Source organism: Pseudomonas marginalis, assembly GCF_024169655.1.
GTDB lineage: Bacteria > Pseudomonadota > Gammaproteobacteria > Pseudomonadales > Pseudomonadaceae > Aquipseudomonas > Aquipseudomonas paraveronii.
The window spans coordinates 4218205-4238183 of record NZ_JALJWV010000001.1 but is presented as its reverse complement, the minus strand read 5'-3'; the positions used below and the strand labels follow the sequence as shown (position 1 = coordinate 4238183).

Annotated in this window: 16 protein-coding genes and 4 tRNA genes; 18 read left to right on the top strand and 2 right to left on the bottom strand. The window is 60.8% G+C overall.

From position 1 onward, the window contains the following. Positions 1–76: 76 nt before the first annotated feature. The 12 genes from gltX (at position 77) to J2Y83_RS19265 (ending at position 8934) form a co-directional block, all read left to right on the top strand. Positions 77–1558, top strand: a complete 1482-nt coding sequence (gene gltX / locus J2Y83_RS19320; RefSeq protein WP_253397545.1) for a glutamate--tRNA ligase — start codon at positions 77–79, stop codon at positions 1556–1558. Between the two features lie 147 nt (positions 1559–1705). After that, positions 1706–1781 (top strand) — tRNA-Ala (locus J2Y83_RS19315). A 77-nt stretch (positions 1782–1858) separates the two neighbouring features. Continuing rightward, positions 1859–1934, top strand: a tRNA-Glu gene (locus J2Y83_RS19310). Between the two features lie 50 nt (positions 1935–1984). Beyond that, positions 1985–2060: transfer RNA gene (locus J2Y83_RS19305), tRNA-Ala, on the top strand. A 78-nt stretch (positions 2061–2138) separates the two neighbouring features. Further along, positions 2139–2214: transfer RNA gene (locus J2Y83_RS19300), tRNA-Glu, on the top strand. A gap of 183 nt (positions 2215–2397) precedes the next feature. After that, positions 2398–2937 carry a TetR/AcrR family transcriptional regulator gene (locus tag J2Y83_RS19295; protein WP_247403107.1) on the top strand — a complete coding sequence of 180 codons (540 nt, stop codon included), beginning with the start codon at positions 2398–2400 and terminating at the stop codon, positions 2935–2937. 13 nt (positions 2938–2950) lie between these two features. Continuing rightward, positions 2951–3784 carry an alpha/beta fold hydrolase gene (locus J2Y83_RS19290; protein ID WP_253397543.1) on the top strand — a complete coding sequence of 278 codons (834 nt, stop codon included), beginning with the start codon at positions 2951–2953 and terminating at the stop codon, positions 3782–3784. Between the two features lie 38 nt (positions 3785–3822). Further along, positions 3823–4257, top strand: coding sequence for an acyl-CoA thioesterase (locus tag J2Y83_RS19285; protein WP_253397541.1), 435 nt, complete (start codon positions 3823–3825; stop codon positions 4255–4257). Positions 4258–4312: 55 nt separating this feature from the next. Next, positions 4313–5278, top strand: a complete 966-nt coding sequence (locus tag J2Y83_RS19280) for a tRNA dihydrouridine synthase (RefSeq protein ID WP_253397539.1) — start codon at positions 4313–4315, stop codon at positions 5276–5278. A gap of 429 nt (positions 5279–5707) precedes the next feature. Beyond that, complete coding sequence (locus tag J2Y83_RS19275; protein ID WP_253397537.1) at positions 5708–6511, top strand: hypothetical protein; 804 nt, start codon at positions 5708–5710, stop codon at positions 6509–6511. Between the two features lie 89 nt (positions 6512–6600). Next, a complete protein-coding gene (locus J2Y83_RS19270) occupies positions 6601–7557 on the top strand; it encodes a hypothetical protein (protein ID WP_253397535.1) in 957 nt (318 codons plus the stop codon). A 96-nt stretch (positions 7558–7653) separates the two neighbouring features. Then, positions 7654–8934, top strand: a complete 1281-nt coding sequence (locus tag J2Y83_RS19265; RefSeq protein WP_253397533.1) for a hypothetical protein — start codon at positions 7654–7656, stop codon at positions 8932–8934. Between the two features lie 3 nt (positions 8935–8937). Here J2Y83_RS19265 and J2Y83_RS19260 read toward each other — a convergent pair whose 3' ends face one another. Both J2Y83_RS19260 and J2Y83_RS19255 read right to left on the bottom strand, forming a co-directional pair. Next, a complete protein-coding gene (locus J2Y83_RS19260) occupies positions 8938–12216 on the bottom strand; it encodes an EAL domain-containing protein (RefSeq protein ID WP_253397530.1) in 3279 nt (1092 codons plus the stop codon). Between the two features lie 66 nt (positions 12217–12282). Next, the gene (locus J2Y83_RS19255; protein WP_247402290.1) at positions 12283–13173 is read right to left on the bottom strand and encodes a LysR family transcriptional regulator; all 891 of its coding nucleotides are present in this window, start codon (positions 13171–13173) and stop codon (positions 12283–12285) included. A 147-nt stretch (positions 13174–13320) separates the two neighbouring features. Between J2Y83_RS19255 and leuC the strand changes: the two genes are divergently transcribed. The 6 genes from leuC (at position 13321) to J2Y83_RS19225 (ending at position 19868) form a co-directional block, all read left to right on the top strand. Beyond that, positions 13321–14739, top strand: a complete 1419-nt coding sequence (gene leuC / locus J2Y83_RS19250; RefSeq protein WP_253397529.1) for a 3-isopropylmalate dehydratase large subunit — start codon at positions 13321–13323, stop codon at positions 14737–14739. Between the two features lie 10 nt (positions 14740–14749). Continuing rightward, positions 14750–15394 carry a 3-isopropylmalate dehydratase small subunit gene (gene leuD / locus J2Y83_RS19245; RefSeq protein WP_253397528.1) on the top strand — a complete coding sequence of 215 codons (645 nt, stop codon included), beginning with the start codon at positions 14750–14752 and terminating at the stop codon, positions 15392–15394. Positions 15395–15531: 137 nt separating this feature from the next. Next, complete coding sequence (locus J2Y83_RS19240) at positions 15532–16296, top strand: class I SAM-dependent methyltransferase (protein ID WP_253397527.1); 765 nt, start codon at positions 15532–15534, stop codon at positions 16294–16296. 52 nt (positions 16297–16348) lie between these two features. Then, positions 16349–17431 carry a 3-isopropylmalate dehydrogenase gene (gene leuB / locus J2Y83_RS19235; protein ID WP_253397526.1) on the top strand — a complete coding sequence of 361 codons (1083 nt, stop codon included), beginning with the start codon at positions 16349–16351 and terminating at the stop codon, positions 17429–17431. Between the two features lie 64 nt (positions 17432–17495). Continuing rightward, a complete protein-coding gene (gene asd, locus J2Y83_RS19230; protein WP_048718908.1) occupies positions 17496–18608 on the top strand; it encodes an aspartate-semialdehyde dehydrogenase in 1113 nt (370 codons plus the stop codon). Between the two features lie 249 nt (positions 18609–18857). Further along, on the top strand, positions 18858–19868 hold the full coding sequence (locus J2Y83_RS19225; RefSeq protein WP_247406537.1) for an aspartate-semialdehyde dehydrogenase: 1011 nt from the start codon (positions 18858–18860) through the stop codon (positions 19866–19868). Positions 19869–19979 lie beyond the last annotated feature (111 nt).

Below are 19979 nucleotides of genomic sequence, written 5' to 3'. Positions count from 1 at the left end.
GGAGCCCAAGTGCCCATGGCTGTTACCATTCGCCCCTTGTTTTAATTTCAGTTATATCGCCCATTCGAGACCTGCCATGACCACCGTCCGCACGCGCATCGCGCCATCGCCTACCGGGGACCCCCACGTCGGCACTGCTTACATCGCCTTGTTCAACTACTGCTTTGCCAAGCAGCACGGCGGTGAATTCATCCTGCGGATCGAAGACACCGATCAACTGCGTTCGACCCGCGAGTCGGAACAGCAGATTTTCGACGCCCTGCGCTGGTTGGGCATCACCTGGTCGGAAGGCCCGGACGTCGGCGGCCCGCACGGCCCGTATCGCCAGAGCGAGCGCAGCGACATCTACAAGCAGTACACCCAGCAGTTGGTCGACATGGGTCATGCGTTCCCATGCTTCTGCACTGCAGAAGAGTTGGACCAGATGCGCGCCGAGCAACAGGCCCGTGGCGAAACCCCGCGCTACGACGGCCGTGCGCTGCTGCTGTCGAAAGAAGAAGTGGCCGCACGCCTGGCCGCCGGCGAGCCCCATGTGATCCGCATGAAGGTGCCGAGCGAAGGCGTGTGCGTGGTGCCGGACATGTTGCGCGGTGACGTCGAGATCCCGTGGGATCGCATGGACATGCAAGTGCTGATGAAGACCGACGGCCTGCCGACGTACTTTCTGGCCAACGTGGTCGACGACCACCTGATGGGCATCACCCACGTGTTGCGCGGTGAAGAATGGCTGCCGTCGGCGCCGAAGCTGATCCTGCTCTATGAGTACTTTGGCTGGGAACAACCGCAGCTGTGCTACATGCCGCTGCTGCGTAACCCGGACAAGAGCAAGCTGTCCAAGCGCAAGAACCCGACTTCGGTGACGTTCTACGAGCGCATGGGTTTCATGCCTGAAGCAATGCTCAACTACCTGGGGCGCATGGGCTGGTCGATGCCGGACGAGCGCGAGAAGTTCTCGCTGCAGGAAATGGTCGACAATTTCGACCTGTCCCGCGTCTCGCTGGGCGGGCCGATCTTCGATATCGAGAAGCTGTCGTGGCTCAATGGCCAATGGCTGCGCGACCTGCCGGTGGAAGCGTTCGCCAGCCGCATGCAGCAGTGGGCGTTGAACCCCGAGTACATGATGAAGATCGCACCGCTGGTGCAGGGCAGGGTGGAGACGTTCAGTCAGGTCGCACCGTTGGCCAGTTTCTTCTTTGCCGGTGGCGTGAACCCGGATGCGAAGCTGTTTGAGTCGAAGAAACTCTCCGGCGACCAGGTTCGCCAGTTGATGCAGTTGATCCTGTGGAAGCTCGAAAGCCTGCGCCAGTGGGAGAAGGACGCCATTACCGCGACGATCCAGGCGGTGGTTGAATCCCTGGAGCTGAAATTGCGCGATGCCATGCCGCTGATGTTTGCCGCGATCACCGGGCAGGCCAGTTCGGTGTCGGTACTCGATGCGATGGAAATTCTCGGTCCGGACCTCACGCGTTTCCGTCTGCGCCAAGCCCTTGATTTGCTTGGTGGTGTGTCGAAGAAAGAAAACAAAGAGTGGGAGAAGCTGCTGGGCGCTATCGCCTGAGTCAGTGCTTGTAGCGGCCAAACCCCGGTTTTTCGGGGTTTGGTTGGTAAGTGATTGTTATCCCGGCAAAAAACTTTGGAAATTGTTGAAAATAAATTTGACACGTTTCCAAAGCGCCATTAAGATTCGCCCCGTCCTCACCGATGAGGGGCTATAGCTCAGCTGGGAGAGCGCTTGCATGGCATGCAAGAGGTCAACGGTTCGATCCCGTTTAGCTCCACCAATTTACAGGTTCAAGGTCTGGCCACACCGTCCTTGAATTGATCAGGCCTAGCTTGATCGTGTTGTACAGAAGGTTTTGTCCCCTTCGTCTAGTGGCCTAGGACACCGCCCTTTCACGGCGGTAACAGGGGTTCGAGTCCCCTAGGGGACGCCAGTTTCAACAAGCAGTTCGCAAGGTCTGCTGCGCCGCGAGGCGAAAAATCCGGGGCTATAGCTCAGCTGGGAGAGCGCTTGCATGGCATGCAAGAGGTCAACGGTTCGATCCCGTTTAGCTCCACCAATTTACAGGTTCAAGGTTCTGGCCACGCCGTACTTGAATCGATCAGTCTCAGCCTGATCAGTTGTATAGAAGGTTTGTGTCCCCTTCGTCTAGTGGCCTAGGACACCGCCCTTTCACGGCGGTAACAGGGGTTCGAGTCCCCTAGGGGACGCCACGATTACCCGCTCTGCGGGATTTTTAAGGGTCATTCAATTATTGAATGGCCCTTTTGTTTGTCTGGCGTTTGGCCAATTCTCCTTTCTCTTGCCCGTGCGGGCTTCTGACCAGTGGTTATGCTACTCGCTTGCGAAATATTATTATGGTTATAATATTAGGCTCATGAGAGTCGGAGGCAACGATGAGCGATAAAAAAGCGCAAACCCGCGAACGTATCCTGCAGGCCGCCAGCGCCGCGTTGATTCAGCGCGGCCCGGCCGAGCCGAGCGTTGGTGAAGTCATGGGCGCGGCGGGGCTGACCGTCGGCGGTTTCTACGCGCACTTTGAAAGCAAGGATGCGCTGATGCTCGAAGCCTTCAGCCAATTGTTGGCCCAGCGCCGTGCATCGATTGACGACATGGATGCGCAACTCACCGGCGAAGAACGCCGCGCCTTGGTTGCGGCGTTCTACCTGTCGCGCAAGCACCGTGACTCCACGGCCAAGGCCTGCCCGATTCCGGCGACCGTCGGCGAGATGGCCCGCCTGCCGGACGCGTTTCGCCAAGTCCTCAATGAGCATGTGGAGTTGATGGCCGCGCAACTGGCCGCCAGTCCGGAAGATACCGACAAGGCCCTGGCGGACATGGCCTTGATGATCGGCGGGCTGGCGTTGGCGCGTGCCCTCGGGCCGGGCGAATTGTCGGATCGTGTGTTGCGTGCCGCGAAGTCGGCCATACGTTAAGAGGGTTTGCAGAATGGGCGCATTGACCTGGATTCGTAGCGTCAACGGCACCTTGGGGCGCCTGGCGCCGCACACGGTGGCCAACAACATGCGGCGGGTCTTCATGACCCCACGGGATCTACCGCCGCGTGATTGGGAGTTGCCACTGTTGGCGCACGCAGAGCGCATCACCTTGCGTTTTGGTCTGTCGGCGTTGCGCTGGGGCCAAGGCCCGGCGGTGCTGCTGATGCACGGTTGGGAAGGGCGGCCCACCCAGTTCGCCAGTCTGATCACCGCGCTGGTGGAGAACGGCTATTCGGTGATTGCCCTGGATGGCCCGGCCCACGGCCGTTCGCCGGGGCGTGAAGCCAACGTGCTGCTGTTTGCCCGCGCCATGCTTGAAGCGGCGGCCGAGTTGCCGCCGCTGCACGCGGTGGTCGGCCATTCCATGGGGGGCGCCAGTGCGATGCTGGCGGTGCAATTGGGGCTGCGCACCGAAGCGCTGGTGAGCATTGCTGCGCCATCGCGCTTCCTCGATGTGCTGCGTGGGTTCGCCGGCATGGTCGGGTTGCCATCGCGGGCGCGCTCGGCGTTTATCCAAGAGGTCGAGCTGACCCTGGGCATGCCGCTCAAGCATTTGGACGTGGCCCATTACCAGATGAACCTCCCCGGTCTGATCGTGCATGCCGAAGACGATACCTTCGTGCCGGTCAGCGCGTCCCAGGTCATCCACGACGCCTGGTTCGACAGCCGCCTGTTGCGCCTGGAGCAGGGCGGGCACCAGCGAGTGCTGGCCGATCCCCGGGTGGTCGACGCGGTGCTGGCGCTGCTGGCGGGCTGCCGTTTACAGGCGCGCCAAACGGCCTGATACACTGCCCTGCCGACATCAATCGACAGGAGCAAGGTATGGGCTGGGATTTGGCAACGCCGTTTATCATCGATCTGCAGGTCGCCGCTGAGGACATCGACGGCCTGGGGCACGCCAATAACGCGGTGTACGTGTCCTGGCTGGAACGTTGCGCCTGGCGCCATTCCCAGCGCCTGGGGCTGGACCTCGCCGAGTACCGGCGACTGGACCGCGCCATGGCCGTGGTACGCCATGAGATCGACTACCTGGCAGCGGCCTATGAAGGCGACGAACTGCAACTGGCGACCTGGATCGTCGACTGGGACCAGCGTCTGAAAATGACCCGTCGTTTCCAGTTGGTACGCCCTCGCGACGGCGCGACCTTACTGCGCGCGCAAACCACCTTCGTCTGCATCGAGCTGTCCAGTGGCAAGCCCAAGCGCATGCCGGCGGAGTTTCTCGACGGCTACGGCCCCGCCCTGACAGGGGGTTAACGGTTGCGGCGGGAAACCCAGTAAACTGCGCCACGATTTTTGTTGAGTGTTTTCCATGCAAATTGCTTTAGCGCCCATGGAGGGGTTGGTCGACAACATCCTGCGGGACGTGTTGACTCGCGTGGGCGGTATCGACTGGTGCGTGACCGAATTTATCCGCGTCAACGACCGCCTCCTCACCCCCGCCTATTTCCATAAGCTCGCCCCGGAACTGCTGCACGGTGCCCACACCGCCGCTGGCGTGCCGCTGCGTGTGCAGTTGCTCGGTTCCGACCCCGTGTGCCTGGCGGAAAACGCGGCGCTGGCTTGCGAGTTGGGCTCGCAAGTGATCGACCTGAACTTCGGCTGCCCGGCCAAGACCGTCAACAAGTCGCGCGGCGGTGCGGTGCTGCTCAAGGAGCCGGAGTTGCTCAACCGCATCGTCGAGCATGTGCGTCGCGCGGTGCCGGCGCATATCCCGGTGACCGCCAAGATGCGCCTGGGCTTCGACAGCCCGGATGGTGCGCTGGTCTGCGCTACGGCCCTGGCAGAGGGTGGTGCGGCGCATATCGTCGTGCATGCACGGACCAAGACCGATGGCTACAAGCCGCCAGCCCACTGGGAGTGGATTCCACGCGTGCAGGATGTGGTCAAGGTGCCGGTGTTTGCCAATGGCGATATCTGGAGTGTCGAAGACTGGAAGCGTTGCCGCGAAGTCAGCGGCGCCGAAGACATCATGCTCGGTCGCGGGCTGGTGGCGCGTCCTGATCTTGCGCGGCAGATCGCGGCGGCGAGGGCCGGTGAAGAGGTTGTGGCAATGACCTGGGCGCAGATGCAGCCGTTGCTCCAGGACTTCTGGACCCAGTCGGTGGCGCAGCTGACCGAACGTCAGGCGCCCGGTCGGCTGAAGCAGTGGTTGGCAATGTTGACGCGCAATTATCCCGAGGCGGTGGAGCTGTTTACCGCAATGCGCCGCGAGACCGATTTGAAGCAGGTGAGTCGATTGCTGGGGATGGCCCATTCTGGTGAACCTGAGTCATAAGTTATAACGCTTGAATGCCTTTGAAGTGCATTGCAACAGTGGATGAATGCGTGGGGTGTTTCAATAAAATGCTTCGTATCGAAAGATGCGGGGCATTTTGCGTTTATGCGGGTTGGAATATCACACTCGGCGGTTGCGCGGTGTCTGGGGTTGTATCGGTAAATTGCGCAGAACAGGGTTTATTAGCGTGTGTGTCCCGTTAATGTTCGGCAGAGGTACTTGGGGTGCGGGTTTTTCTAAATGGCCATGAGGCAAAATCCGAAAGTTTGATTTGGTTTCCTTATATAAGTCGCGATTTCTGGAACTCGATGGCCTCAGATTCCACGAAAGTACGGGCTGTGAAGCAGCGTGAGTTGCTTCCAGCCAATAAAAACTCTCGCGTCTGCGGCCAATTAACTGAGCCGGGTCGTGCCAATAAGGAACTCACTGATGTCTCTAACGATTAACCATTCGCCCTTCCTCAATGTTGATACAACCGTCACGGGGCGGCAGCCGTCATCTACGTCGACAGCCATCCACCAATCGGGTACTTCGGGGGGCAACGCGTTTGCCACTCCTGTGGCATTGCGTCATGACCATTTCAACGTGGCGAACAATGCAATGACGATTGATGTAGGTGGCTTCTCGCGGTTGATTGACATGCTCGAGCAAGTCTTCAAAACCATGCGCGAGATATTGTCGGGGAAGAATAGTGCGCCTGGTGCATTCCCCACTCAGTATAAGCCGCTCGCCGCTCCAGTCGATGCGCGCCAACTGCCTGGACACTCTACATTGACGGTTGATCCGCGAGGGCAGCACGCTTTGTCGGTGTTACCGCACGTGCACAAACCCGGCGTCTCCGTGACCAAGGATGCCAACGCCAATGTGCAGGTGAATGTAAACGTCGGCCACTGTCCTTGCCCTGATACCAAGGCGCTTGCGAACAGCGTAGTGGTGCCGAGGGTGATGCCGTCTTTACCCCACGTCCCGCCCATGGCCGAGACAGTTCGCAAGCTTGACGTGCTGCCGGAGCGTCACATTCACTCCCATGTCAGGCCGACCCCAAGTCCTGGCGTGATGCCCGGCCATGCGCATGGCGTCACTCCGCAACCGACGGTCCCGGTGGTTCCGCCGATTACGCCAGCGCCGCTGCCGGATACGCCCGCCCCGGATATCACCAGCCCTGGGCCGGCGGAAAGTCGATTTGATTCGAGGGACTGGCGCATCAGCCCGCGGTCACTGCGCCGGTCCTGAAGTTATCAACCTCTTTTAATAAGAACGAATAGGGCGCGCACTTCTTTGAAGTTTAATGTTTTGGGAAGTGCATGCCAGTGGAGGCATGTATGTCGTGTTGTTCAATTAATAATATTGCGCGTGTCGTGGATGTGCGTCAGTTACTTCCGGTTGATTCCAAGAGTGCAAAAAATGAACAATTGCCTCAATTCGACAGCGTCGTAAATGATCCGGCCTCTGGAAATAATGCCCGGCCGATAAATGCGCAGGATAACAGCGCTGGCGTGGCGAATAACTCAGATGCAGTCGATAAGTTAGTGACACTGTTCACGTCTTTTTTTACTCAATTAATCAGTCTGGTGTCGGATAAGAAAGATAAAGCCGTGCCGGATATAGCCCCGCCACGACCTGGGGTCGTGCCGCGCGTGGTGCCAGAGCCGGCGGCGCCACAACCTGCGCCTGCTGCGAACATTGCTGGCCTTTCGGGAAAGCGCAATGGCGCGAAGCCCGACAACATCTGGAGCGGCTTTCGCCAAGGACCGGATGGCAACTGTGTGACGGTATCGGCCATCAAGGCGGCGATGTACCGGTTTGGCCAAAGCCCTACGGATATTTTCAAGGAAGTGAAAAAAACCGAGCGCGGTTATCACGTGGTCATGCGCGATGACGTATCCGTCAACCTGACGGACCGGGAGCTCAGCGAGGGCGCGCGGGGGGCAAAATTTTCCGGGCCTGACAAAGAGATGCTCAAAGACGCGCAATTTCTCTTCGCGGTCAGCGCCAAGCGTGCCCAGAACGAAAACAACGATGGCAAGGCTGCGCGCAGTTTCAGTGCGGCGATCCGCAGTCTGAATGATGGCGAGGATGAGAGGGGGCCGGGGGAGGGTTTGAAGCGGTTGGGGTTGAGCAAGCACATGAAAAGGGTTTCTGTGCGTGAACTCGCCAAGGGGCAGTTGGGCATGTGCAATCGGGCCAGGCATTCGGTAGCGGTTATCAACGGCCGCGAAGAGCTGTGGGGCCGACAGGGAAAAGCCCCCACGCAGGGTGATGCCATAGCCCTAATGTGACGACGGTTGTCTTCAGTTCAGCGACGAACAGTGCAGCCAGTCTGAATCTGGCTGTCTGTTCGACAAATGCTTTTTAAGGTGTCAGGAACTCAGTGCATGAATATCTCCACAGGTGGCCGTTCAGTGAATGCAACGGCCCAGCAGCGCGATGCTTTGCGCGTATTTCCGGTGAAGCCTGCAGGTGAAAAACCGACTGATATCGCTTTGGCGTTTAATGCGACCGAGCGGCGGTTTGGCGAGAACTTTGATTGCAGCACCCACGCGGCCGTGATCAAGTTGATGATGATGACGTTCGGTCAGCGCCCAGCCGCGATGTTTAATGAGTTAGTACCTTCGGGGGACGGGTACGACGTCACGATGAAGGATGAATTCAAGCTGCACCTGTCCCGCCAGGAGTTGCAGCAGGCGTCGCAGGCTTCACGCTTCGCGGGGGCGGACAGCGAGGTGGTCGAGGATGCCAACTTCGTGTTTGCAGCCTTTGTTAAGCGCAAGCAACTGACCCAGGGGTATGCGACGTTTGAAGCCGCCTTGTCGAAGACGCTCGAGGGCGAGACTCCCCAGCGTTGTCTGCAGGGTATGGGCGTGTTTGGCCTGTCTCAGTTTGTTTCGGTGAGCGATATGGCGGGCCAGGGGGCGGTCGGTGTACTGGAAACCCATAACCGCGGGGCGGTACTGGTGCGCGAGGGGATCAGGCATGACGGTGGCACACCGCAAAAGGCGGATCGGGGTTACGGGTACATGTTGTTCAACGATCAAGCGTCGCCTCCGAGCAATCGTGACGCCGTCCCTGTGGTCCCGAGCATCCGGCCTGCGGACGTCTGGAGTGGATTTTACCAAGGGGTAGAAGGCAATTGCGTCACGGTATCGGCGATCAAGGCGGCGATGATCCGGTTCGGGCAGGACCCCAGGGGGATCTATAAGCAGGTTCACATCACGCCGGCCGGGTATGACGTGGTCATGCGAGACGCCTTTCGGCTGCAACTGACCCACGAGGAAGTGCGCCAGGCCGCCGCCGAGTCGGACTTTTATGGCAGTAATCGGCCGTTGCTGGATGCCGCCCACTTTTTATACGCGGTCAGTGCCAAACGCGCGCAGATCGAGAACAACGATTTTCGTGCCCGCGAGAGTTACGCGGCGGCTCTGCGTACCCTCAACGATGGTGAGTTCCCAGGCGAAGCGCTGCGCCGCCTCGGGTTGTTTGGCTACTTGCGTGAAAGTACGGTCGCAGAGTTGGCCAAGGGTGCGATCGGCACCCTGGCGGACAATGGGCATTCGGTGGCGGTGATCGATGGGGTGCTGGATTTCTATGGAGAAAAGCACGACTTGGCCTCATCGCGTTGGATGAATTCTGGGTTTCGGGCCCTGAAGCTGGTCTGAGCCTTAATCCAGCAATAGCCTGAACCCTTCTATCGGTAATGGCCGGCTGTGCAAATAGCCCTGGAACAAGTGGCAGCCCAGCTTTTGCAGGAACGCCAGTTGCTCGGGGGTTTCGACGCCTTCGGCGATCACCTCCAGGTTCAAGCTCTGGGCCATGGCCACAATAGCGCGGATGATTTCGGCGTCGTTGGGGTCGTGGGTGGCATCGCGCACAAAGGACTGGTCGATCTTCAGCGCATCCACCGGCAAGCGCTTGAGGTAGGTGAGCGATGAGTAACCGGTGCCGAAGTCGTCCATCGCAAAACTGACGCCGAGCTTTTTCAGGCGCAGCATTTTGCTGATGGTGTCATCGAGGTTCTGGATCACGATGCCTTCGGTGATTTCCAGTTTCAGCAGGCAGTAGGGCAGTGAATGCTGCTTGAGGCTGCGCTCGACCCGTTCGACAAAGTCGTCCTGGCGAAACTGTCGAGGGCTGATGTTCACGCACAGGCTGAAATTCTGCGGGTCCACCTTGCCTTCTTTGATCAACTGCTCGAAGGCGGCGCACGCTTCATCGAGTATCCAGGTGCCAACTTCGAGGATCAGGCCGCTGTCTTCCAGCACCTTGATGAATTCGGACGGCGCCTGCGCGCCCAATTGCGGATGCTGCCAACGCACCAGCGCCTCGGCACCGACGATCTTATTGCCGCGCGCGTCCACCTGGGGCTGGTAATGCACGCTGAATTCGCCGCGTGCCAGGGCCAGGCGCAGGTCGGTTTCCATGCGCAGTCGTTCGCTGGCGGTTTTCTGCATGCTGTTGTGGAACATCTGCGTGGCGTTGCGCCCCGAATCCTTGGCCCGGTACAACGCGATGTCAGCACGTTTGAGCAAGTCGGCTGGGGTCGAGCCATGATCGGGGATCAGCGCCACGCCAATGCTCGGCGTGACCTGCAGGCGTTGGCCGTCAAGGAACATCGGCTCGGACAGCAATTCACGCAGGGTATCGGCCAGTTCCTGAACCTGGGCGCTGACTTCGGTGCGCGTGCCTTCCAGGCCGCTGAGCAGCACCACGAACTCATCGCCACCCAGGCGCGCGACGGTGTCTTCCATGCGCACGCTGGCTTCCAGGCGTGCGGTGACGATTTTCAGCACGGTATCGCCCACCGGGTGGCCGAGGGAATCGTTGATGTGCTTGAAGTGGTCGAGGTCGAGAAACAGCAATGCGCCGCGCAGGTTATGGCGCTTGAGCAGGGCGATCTGCTGGCTCAGGCGGTCCATCAGCAGCGCCCGGTTGGGCAGGTTGGTCAGCGGGTCGTGGTAGGCCAGGTGGCGGATCTGCGCCTGGGCGTTTTTCAACAGGCTCACATCCCGTGCGGTCAGCAGCAGGCAGGGGGTTTCATTGAGGGTGATCGGCTCGACTGAAACCTCCACCGCCAGCACATCGCCGCGCTTGTTGTGCCAGAGCATTTCCAAATGGCGGATACGGCCTTTGAGTTGCAGTTCGGCCAGCAGCACCGCGCGCTGGTTTTCATCGGCCCAGATGCCGACCTGGTACAGCGTCAGGCCAATGACGTCTTCGGCGCGAAAACCGGTCAGGCGGCAGAAGCCGTCGTTCACCTCCACATAGCGGCCGGTGTCGTGTTCGGTGATGGAAATCGCGTCGGGGCTGGAATGAAAGGCCTTGGCGAATTTTTCTTCGCTGGCCTTCAGCGCGGCCTCGGAACGTTGCTGCTGGGTAATGTCGCGCAGGGTGGTGACGATGCACGGCTGGTCGCCGACCTTGATCAGACGACTGGAAATCACGCAGGTCAGGGCCTGGCCGCTTTTGTGGTGCGCAACGATGGCCACGTTGCTCAGTGCCTGGTCGCGAATCACCTGTTCGATGCGTTGCAGGCGCTGGCTCGACTCGTCCCACAGGCCGATCTGTTCGGCGTTCATGTTGATCACTTCGGCGGCCGTCCAGCCAAAGGTCTGGGTGAACGCGGGGTTGATCTCGATGAACTCGCCGCTGTCCAGGCAGGTGACGCAGATCGGGTCGGGGCTGGCCTGGAACAGGCTGGCGAACTTTTCTTCGGAGGCGCTCAGGCGTTGTTCGCGCTCGACCTGGTCGGTGATGTCCAGCAGGGTGCCGGCCATGCGCAGCGGCGCGCCTCGCTCGTCGCGGTACAGGCGTGCGCGGCTTTCCAGGTAGCGCGAGCTGCCGTCTTCCAGTGGTACGCGGTACGTCAGCTGATAGTTGCCGGCTGGGCCTTCGCGCAGGGTGCGATAGGCATTGCGCATATTCTCACGCTCTTCCTTGGGCATGCCCTCGAAAAACGCTTCGAACGATTCATGGAACGCCTCGGACGGCAGGCCGTGCAGTTGGGCCGCGCGTGCCGAGCCGTAGAGCATGCCGGTGGGAATGTGCCAGTCCCAGGTGCCCAATTGCGCCGAGTCCAGGGCCAGGTCCAGGCGCTCTTGGCTGTCCTTTAAGGCTTGTTCGGCGTTTTTACGCTCGGTGGTGTCGAGAAAGGTGCTGATCAGGTAGGCCTCGCCCTCCAGTTCGACTTTCTGTGCGCAGAGCGTGCCGTCGTGGATCTGCCCGTTGCTGGCACAGAACCGCACTTCCATGGTGATGGGTTCGCCCTTGCGCTGGGTGGCCTTGACCAGTTGTGCGCGCTGTTCGGGGTGGCGCCACAGGCCGAGGTCCAGGGTGGTGCGACCGATGGCGTCGGCGACCGGCCAGCCGAAGAGGATTTCGAAATACTGGTTGGCTTCGCTGATCAATCCGTCGGACTGGCGGGTGAGCAGGACCATGTTCGGGCACAGGTGAAACAGCGTGGCGAAGCGCTTTTCGGAATGGCTGAGGGCGTGTTCCCGTTCGCGCTGGCGGGTGGTCTCGCGGATCACCCCGATCATGCGGCGCCGGCCGGCTTTGTCCGGTGCCAGGCTGCCATTGATTTCCAGCCAGTGCTGGCTGCCATCCGGCCACTGGATATGATGGTGCATGGCCTGCTCGAATGGCTCGCCGGCGACGACCGCGTGAAACGCGCGGACCACCCGGGCGCGGTCTTCTGGCGCGAGCAGGTCCAGGTAATCCAGATCCTTGGGCAACGGTTGGCGCGGGTCAAAACCGAACAATGCCTGGGTGCCCCGTGACCAACTGATACGCCCGGTATCGATTTCCCAGCACCACGCACCCAACCGTGCAGCGTTAAGCGCTGCCAGCAGTTGCGGGGCGCTGTCCCAGCTTTGTTCCGCCTCTTCAGGGTCCAGGGCGTAAATGCGGGGCAGGGGTGGCATTGGGTCGACGGGATTGCGCATTATCAAAAAGCCTTGGCTCGATGGGCGTTCGGCGCGGTTTTGCTCAGGCCTTGAGGCCGCACAGTTTCATGCCGGTGTCCCTGGCAGATCGACCTGTGCATCCAAAAGGCTCATAAAAGCCCGCGCAGCGTTCGACAGCGTCCTTTCGGTATGCACGATATAGCCTAGCTGGCGACTGAGTTGTATGCCTGGCAAAGCGATACTTGCCACTTGATCATCGAGCATGGTGCGCGGTAATACGCTCCACGCCAAGCCGATGGACACCATCATCTTGATGGTTTCCAGATAGTTGGTGCTCATCGCGATGTTCGGCGTGAGGCCCTGGGCCTCGAACAGGCGTCTGACAATGTGGTGGGTAAACGTGTTGCCACCGGGAAAAACCGCCGGGTGCCCGGCGATGTCCGCCAGGCTGACCGAGCCGTTGTGGGTCAGGCTGTGCTCGGGCGCCACCACGAAATCCAGCGGGTCGTCCCACACCGGGGTGGCGCGCACCAGGTTGTGCGGCTCGGGCGCCAGGGTGATCACTGCCACTTCGGCGCGGCCATGCAGGATCTCTTCGTAGGCCACTTCCGAGTCGAGAAACTGAATATCCAGCGCAACGTTGGGGTATTGCCGGGTGAAGGTGCGCAGGATCGGCGGCAGGCGATGCAGGCCGATATGGTGGCTGGTGGCCAATGTGAGACGCCCGCTGACTTCGCCGGTGAGGTTGGTGAGGGCGCGCCGGGTGTCGTCCAATACGTTGAGAATCTGATAGGCGCGCGGCAACAAGGCACGCCCGGCTTCGGTCAAGCCGACTTCACGACCCAGGCGATCGAACAAACGCACCTTTAATTGCTGCTCCAGGCCGGCAATGCGTTTGCTGATGGCCGGTTGGGTCAGGTGCAGGCGCTCGCCGGCGCCGGAGAAACTGCCGGTCTCGGCGATGGCGATAAAGGCATTGAGGTTGGCCAGGTCCATTGTGGTATTCCAGTTGGTAATCCAAAGCATAAAAAATATGAATTTGAGTTATTTAATGTAGCGCCATACCATCAGCCTCACAAGCCAAAGGGTTATTGAATGTCTCAAGACCCGGGGCATAGAAAGACCGCTGATGAGGACCGACTGATGGCCGGCAAAACGCTTTACGACAAGCTTTGGGATTCCCATGAAGTGAAACGGCGCGACGATGGCTCGTCGCTGATCTATATCGACCGTCACATCATCCATGAAGTGACCTCGCCCCAAGCGTTCGAAGGCCTGCGACTGGCCGGGCGCAAGCCCTGGCGCGTCGACTCGATCATCGCCACCCCGGACCACAACGTGCCGACCACCCCGGAGCGCAAGGGCGGGATCGACGCCATTGTCGATACCGTGTCGCGTTTGCAGGTGCAGACCCTCGACGACTACTGCGACGAATATGGCATCACCGAATTCAAGATGAATGACGTGCGTCAGGGCATCGTTCACGTGATCGGCCCGGAGCAGGGCGCCACCTTGCCCGGCATGACCGTGGTCTGCGGCGACTCCCACACCTCCACCCACGGTGCGTTCGGCGCCCTGGCCCATGGCATCGGCACCTCGGAGGTGGAACATGTGTTCGCCACCCAGTGCCTGGTCGCCAAGAAAATGAAGAACATGCTGGTACGCGTTGAAGGCCAATTGCCGTTTGGCGTGACCGCCAAGGACATCGTGCTCGCCGTGATCGGCAAGATCGGCACCGCCGGCGGTAACGGTCATGCCATCGAATTCGCCGGCAGCGCTATTCGCGACCTGTCCATCGAAGGCCGCATGACCATCTGCAACATGTCCATCGAAGCCGGTGCCCGCGTGGGCATGGTGGCGGCGGATGAAAAAACCGTCGACTACGTAAAAGGCCGTCCTTTCGCCCCGAAAGGCGCCGACTGGGATGCCGCCGTTGAGGCCTGGAAAGACCTGGTCTCCGATGCCGATGCCGTGTTCGACAGCGTGGTTGAACTCGACGCCAGCCAGATCAAGCCGCAAGTCAGCTGGGGCACCTCGCCGGAAATGGTCTTGGCCGTCGACCAGAACGTGCCGGACCCGGCCAAGGAAACCGACCTGGTCAAGCGCGGTTCGATCGAGCGTGCCTTGAAGTACATGGGCTTGAAAGCCAACCAGGCGATCACCGACATTCAGTTGGATCGCGTGTTCATCGGTTCCTGCACCAACTCGCGGATCGAAGACCTGCGCGCCGCGGCGGTGATCGCCAAGGGCCGCAAAGTCGCCTCGACCATCAAGCAAGCCATCGTGGTGCCGGGTTCGGGCCTGGTGAAAGCCCAGGCCGAAGCGGAAGGCCTGGACAAGATCTTCCTCGAGGCCGGTTTTGAATGGCGTGAACCGGGCTGCTCCATGTGCCTGGCGATGAACCCGGACCGCTTGGAGTCCGGCGAGCATTGCGCGTCGACCTCCAACCGTAACTTCGAAGGGCGTCAGGGCGCCGGTGGGCGTACCCACCTGGTCAGCCCGGCCATGGCCGCCGCCGCTGCCGTCAACGGTCGTTTCATCGACGTTCGCGAATTGATCTGAGGAATACCCGATGAGAGCTTTTACCCAACACACAGGTCTTGTCGCGCCGTTGGACCGTGCCAACGTGGACACCGACCAGATCATCCCCAAGCAGTTCTTGAAGTCGATCAAGCGCACCGGTTTCGGCCCCAACCTGTTCGACGAGTGGCGCTACCTGGACGTGGGCTACGCCTACCAGGACAATTCCAAGCGCCCGCTGAACAAGGACTTCGTGCTCAACGCCGAACGTTACCAGGGTGCCAGCGTGCTGCTGGCGCGGGAAAACTTCGGCTGCGGCTCCAGCCGCGAACACGCGCCGTGGGCTCTGGAAGAATATGGTTTTCGCAGCATCATCGCGCCGAGCTACGCCGACATCTTCTTCAACAACAGCTTCAAGAACGGCTTGCTGCCGATCATCTTGAGCGATGCCGAAGTGGATGAACTGTTCAAGCAAGTGGAAGCCAACCCCGGCTACGAACTGACCGTCGACCTCGCCGCGCAGACCGTGACTCGTCCGGACGGCAAGGTGTATCACTTTGAAGTCGATGCTTTCCGTAAGCACTGCCTGATCAACGGCCTGGACGACATCGGCTTGACCTTGCAGGACGGCGATGCGATTGCCGCGTTTGAAACCAAGCACCGGGCCAGCCAGCCTTGGTTGTTTCGCGACGCTTGATGTGATCTAGGCAGGACCGCCGCCATCGGGAGCAAGCTCCCTCCCACATTTTGATGTGTGAACACCTTCAAATGTGGGAGGGGCTTGCCCCCGATGGCGCCAGAACAAACACCACAAGGTCCATTGAGGAAACTCCCATGACCAAAGCCGCCCACACCCAAGTCGTGCAAAAACAATTCGGCGAGCAGGCCTCGGCCTACCTGAGCAGTGCCGTACACGCCCAAGGCACTGAATTCGCGCTGCTCCAGGCCGAACTGGCCGGGCACCGCGCTGCGCGACTGCTGGATTTGGGCTGCGGTGCCGGTCATGTCAGCTTCCATGTGGCGCCGCTGGTAAAAGAAGTGGTGGCCTATGACCTGTCCCAGCAAATGCTTGACGTGGTCGCAGCCGCTGCCGTGGACCGTGGCTTGGGTAATATCCGCACGGTACACGGCGCCGCTGAGCGCTTGCCGTTCGCCGATGGCGAATTCGACTTCGTGTTCAGCCGCTATTCGGCGCACCATTGGAGCGACCTCGGCCTGGCCCTGCGCGAAGTGCGCCGGGTGCTCAAGCCGGGTGGCGTGGCGGCGTTTGTCGATGTCTTGTCACCGGGCAGCCCGCTGTTGGACACTTACCTGCAAACCGTCGAAGTGCTGCGCGACACCAGCCACGTGCGCGATTACTCCGCCGCCGAATGGATGCGCCAGCTCAGCGAAGCCGGTCTGCATGTGCGCAACAGCAGCCGCCAGCGCCTGCGCCTGGAATACACCTCGTGGGTCGAGCGCATGCGCACGCCGCCGGCCTTGCGCGCGGCGATCCTGGAGCTGCAACAGGCGATGGGCCAGGAAGTCCGCGATTACTATGAAATTCAAGCCGACGGCACCTTCAGCACCGACGTGCTGGTGGTTTGGGCCGAACGCTGAGTATTTTTCCCGACCTGCCCCTGGGCGGGTCGCACGATGAAATGAGGAACGCATGAGCAAGCAGATTCTGATTCTCCCAGGCGACGGTATTGGTCCGGAAATCATGGCCGAAGCGGTCAAAGTCCTGGAATTGGCCAACACCAAGTACAACCTGGGCTTCGAATTGAGCCACGACGTGATCGGCGGCGCGGCCATCGACAAGCACGGCGTGCCCCTGGCCGACGAGACCCTGGACCGCGCCCGTGCGGCCGACGCCGTGCTGCTCGGCGCTGTGGGTGGCCCGAAATGGGACAAGATCGAACGTGACATCCGCCCTGAGCGCGGCCTGCTGAAGATCCGCGCGCAACTGGGCCTGTTCGGCAACCTGCGCCCGGCGATCCTCTACCCGCAACTGGCCGACGCGTCGAGCCTCAAGCCAGAAGTGGTGGCGGGCCTGGATATCCTGATCGTGCGCGAGCTGACCGGCGGTATCTACTTCGGCTCGCCACGCGGTGTGCGCGAACTGCCGAATGGCGAGCGCCAGGCCTACGACACCCTGCCGTACAGCGAAAGCGAAATCCGCCGTATCGCCCGGGTCGGTTTCGACATGGCCCGCGTGCGTGGCAAGAAGATCTGCTCGGTCGATAAGGCCAACGTCCTGGCCTCCAGCCAGTTGTGGCGCGAAATCGTCGAGGAAGTCGCCAAGGACTACCCGGATGTCGAACTCAGCCACATGTACGTCGACAACGCCGCCATGCAATTGGTGCGCGCGCCGAAGCAGTTCGACGTGATCGTCACCGACAACCTGTTCGGCGACATTCTGTCCGACCAGGCGTCGATGCTCACCGGTTCCATCGGCATGCTGCCGTCGGCGTCCCTGGACACCCACAACAAGGGCATGTACGAGCCGTGCCACGGTTCGGCGCCGGACATCGCAGGCCTTGGCATTGCCAACCCGTTGGCGACTATTTTGTCGGTGTCGATGATGCTGCGTTACAGCTTCAATCTGAGCGACGCAGCGGACGCCATCGAGAAGGCCGTGAGCCTGGTGCTGGACCAGGGCTTGCGCACTGGCGACATCTGGTCGAAGGGTTGCACCAAAGTCGGTACGCAAGAAATGGGCGACGCAGTAGTCGCCGCGCTGCGGAATCTGTAATCTCTCCGGCCCGCTTGCAGTTATTGCTGCAAGTCGGCCCACTTTTTAACAAGGTGTAGTTGCGATGAAACGTGTAGGTCTGATCGGTTGGCGCGGTATGGTCGGTTCCGTGCTCATGCAGCGGATGCTGGAAGAGCAGGATTTCGATCTTATTGAGCCGGTGTTTTTCACCACTTCGAACGTGGGCGGCCAAGGGCCGTCCGTGGGCAAGGATATTGCTCCGCTCAAGGACGCCTACAGCATTGAAGAGCTGAAAACTCTCGATGTGATTCTGACCTGCCAGGGTGGCGACTACACCAGCGAAGTCTTCCCCAAGCTGCGCGAAGCCGGCTGGCAGGGTTATTGGATCGATGCTGCATCCAGCCTGCGCATGCAGGACGATGCGGTGATCGTTCTCGACCCGGTCAACCGCAAGGTCATCGACCAGCAGCTCGACGCGGGCACCAAGAACTACATCGGTGGCAACTGCACCGTCAGCCTGATGCTGATGGGCCTGGGCGGCCTCTTCGAAGCCGGCCTGGTCGAGTGGATGAGTGCCATGACCTATCAGGCGGCGTCCGGCGCCGGCGCGCAGAACATGCGCGAACTGATCAAGCAGATGGGCGCGACCCACGCGGCCGTCGCCGATCAACTGGCCGACCCGGCCAGCGCGATCCTCGACATCGACCGCCGTGTGGCCGAAGCCATGCGCAGCGACGCGTACCCGACCGAGAACTTCGGCGTACCGTTGGCCGGTAGCCTGATCCCGTGGATCGACAAGGAACTGCCGAACGGCCAGAGCCGTGAAGAGTGGAAGGCCCAGGCCGAGACCAACAAGATCCTCGGTCGCTTCAAGAGCCCGATTCCGGTGGACGGCATCTGCGTGCGCATCGGCGCCATGCGCTGCCACAGCCAGGCGCTGACCATCAAGCTGAACAAAGACGTGCCGATCGCCGATATCGAAGGGCTGATCAGCCAGCACAACCCATGGGTCAAGCTGGTGCCGAACAACCGCGACATCAGCATGCAGGAGCTGAGCCCGACCAAGGTCACCGGCACCCTGAATGTACCGGTGGGACGTCTGCGCAAGCTGAACATGGGCACCCAGTACCTGGGCGCGTTCACCGTCGGCGACCAACTGCTGTGGGGCGCGGCCGAACCGCTGCGCCGCATGCTGCGGATTCTGCTGGAGCGTTGATCGCGTAAGGCACTAGGAAAAACCCGCGACTGGCGACAGGCGCGGGTTTTTTATTGTTCTTTCGGGCGCTATCGGGGGCAAGCCCCCTCCCACATTCGACCGAATTCCAACGTTGAAAGGCTGTTCACTGTGGGAGGGGGCTTGCCCCCGATAGCGCCGTCAGCTACACCGCAAGCCCCGGGCTAATTGCCTCACCCCCAACCACCCGGTAAAGTGCCGCTCCCCCCCGCAATGCCCGAGGCAGCCCCCATGACCCAGACCTTTGATATCGCCGTGATCGGCGCCACCGGCACCGTCGGTGAAACCCTGGTGCAGATCCTCGAAGAACTGGCTTTCCCGGTGGGCACCCTGTATCTGCTGGCGGGCAGTAACTCTGCGGGCGCGTCGGTGCCGTTCCGTGGCAAGAACGTGCGCGTGCGGGAAGTCGATGAGTTTGATTTCAGCAAGGCGCAACTGGCGTTTTTCGCGGCCGGCCCGGCGGTGACCCTGAGCTTCGCCCCGCGTGCCACGGCAGCCGGCTGTTCGGTGATTGATTTATCGGGCGCATTGCCGGCCGCGCAGGCGCCTCAGGTGGTGCCGGAAGCCAATGCCCATGTGCTGGACGGTTTGAAAAAGCCTTTCCAACTCGGCAGCCCGAGCCCGTCCGCCACCAACCTGGCGGTAGTCCTGGCGCCGCTGCGCGGTGTGCTGGATATCCAACGTGTCAGCGTTACCGCTAACCTGGCGGTGTCTGCTCAGGGCCGTGAAGCGGTCAGCGAACTGGCGCGCCAAACCGCCGAACTGCTGAATGTGCGCCCCCTGGAGCCCAAATTCTTTGATCGGCAGATGGCGTTCAACCTGCTGGCACAAGTCGGCACGCCGGACGCCCAGGGTCATACAGAGCTGGAGAAGCGCCTCGTACACGAACTGCGCGCCGTGCTGGAAACTCCTTTACTAAAGATTTCCGCGACTTGCGTTCAAGCCCCGGTGTTTTTTGGCGATAGCTTGACTGTGTCTTTGCAATTGGGCTCGCCGGTCGACCTCGCCGTCGTCAACCGCGCTCTCGACGCCGCAGCGGGTATTGAGCGGGTGGAGGAGGGGGATTACCCGACTGCCGTGGGTGATGCCGTCGGCCAGGATGTAGTCTACGTCGGCCGAGTGCGTGCGGGAGTGGACGATCCGGCGGAACTAAATCTGTGGTTGACGTCAGATAACGTGCGCAAAGGCGCCGCACTGAATGCGGTGCAGCTGGCGCAGTTGTTGATAAAAGGCCTTGTGTAAAAGATACTTGGCGGCAATTTGTAGATTGATTCTAACCAGGCGCTATGCTTGGCCCCAAGCAGGAACAGTTGCGCGTCGGTGACCTATCGGCTCGCCGTGCCTTATGGCAAC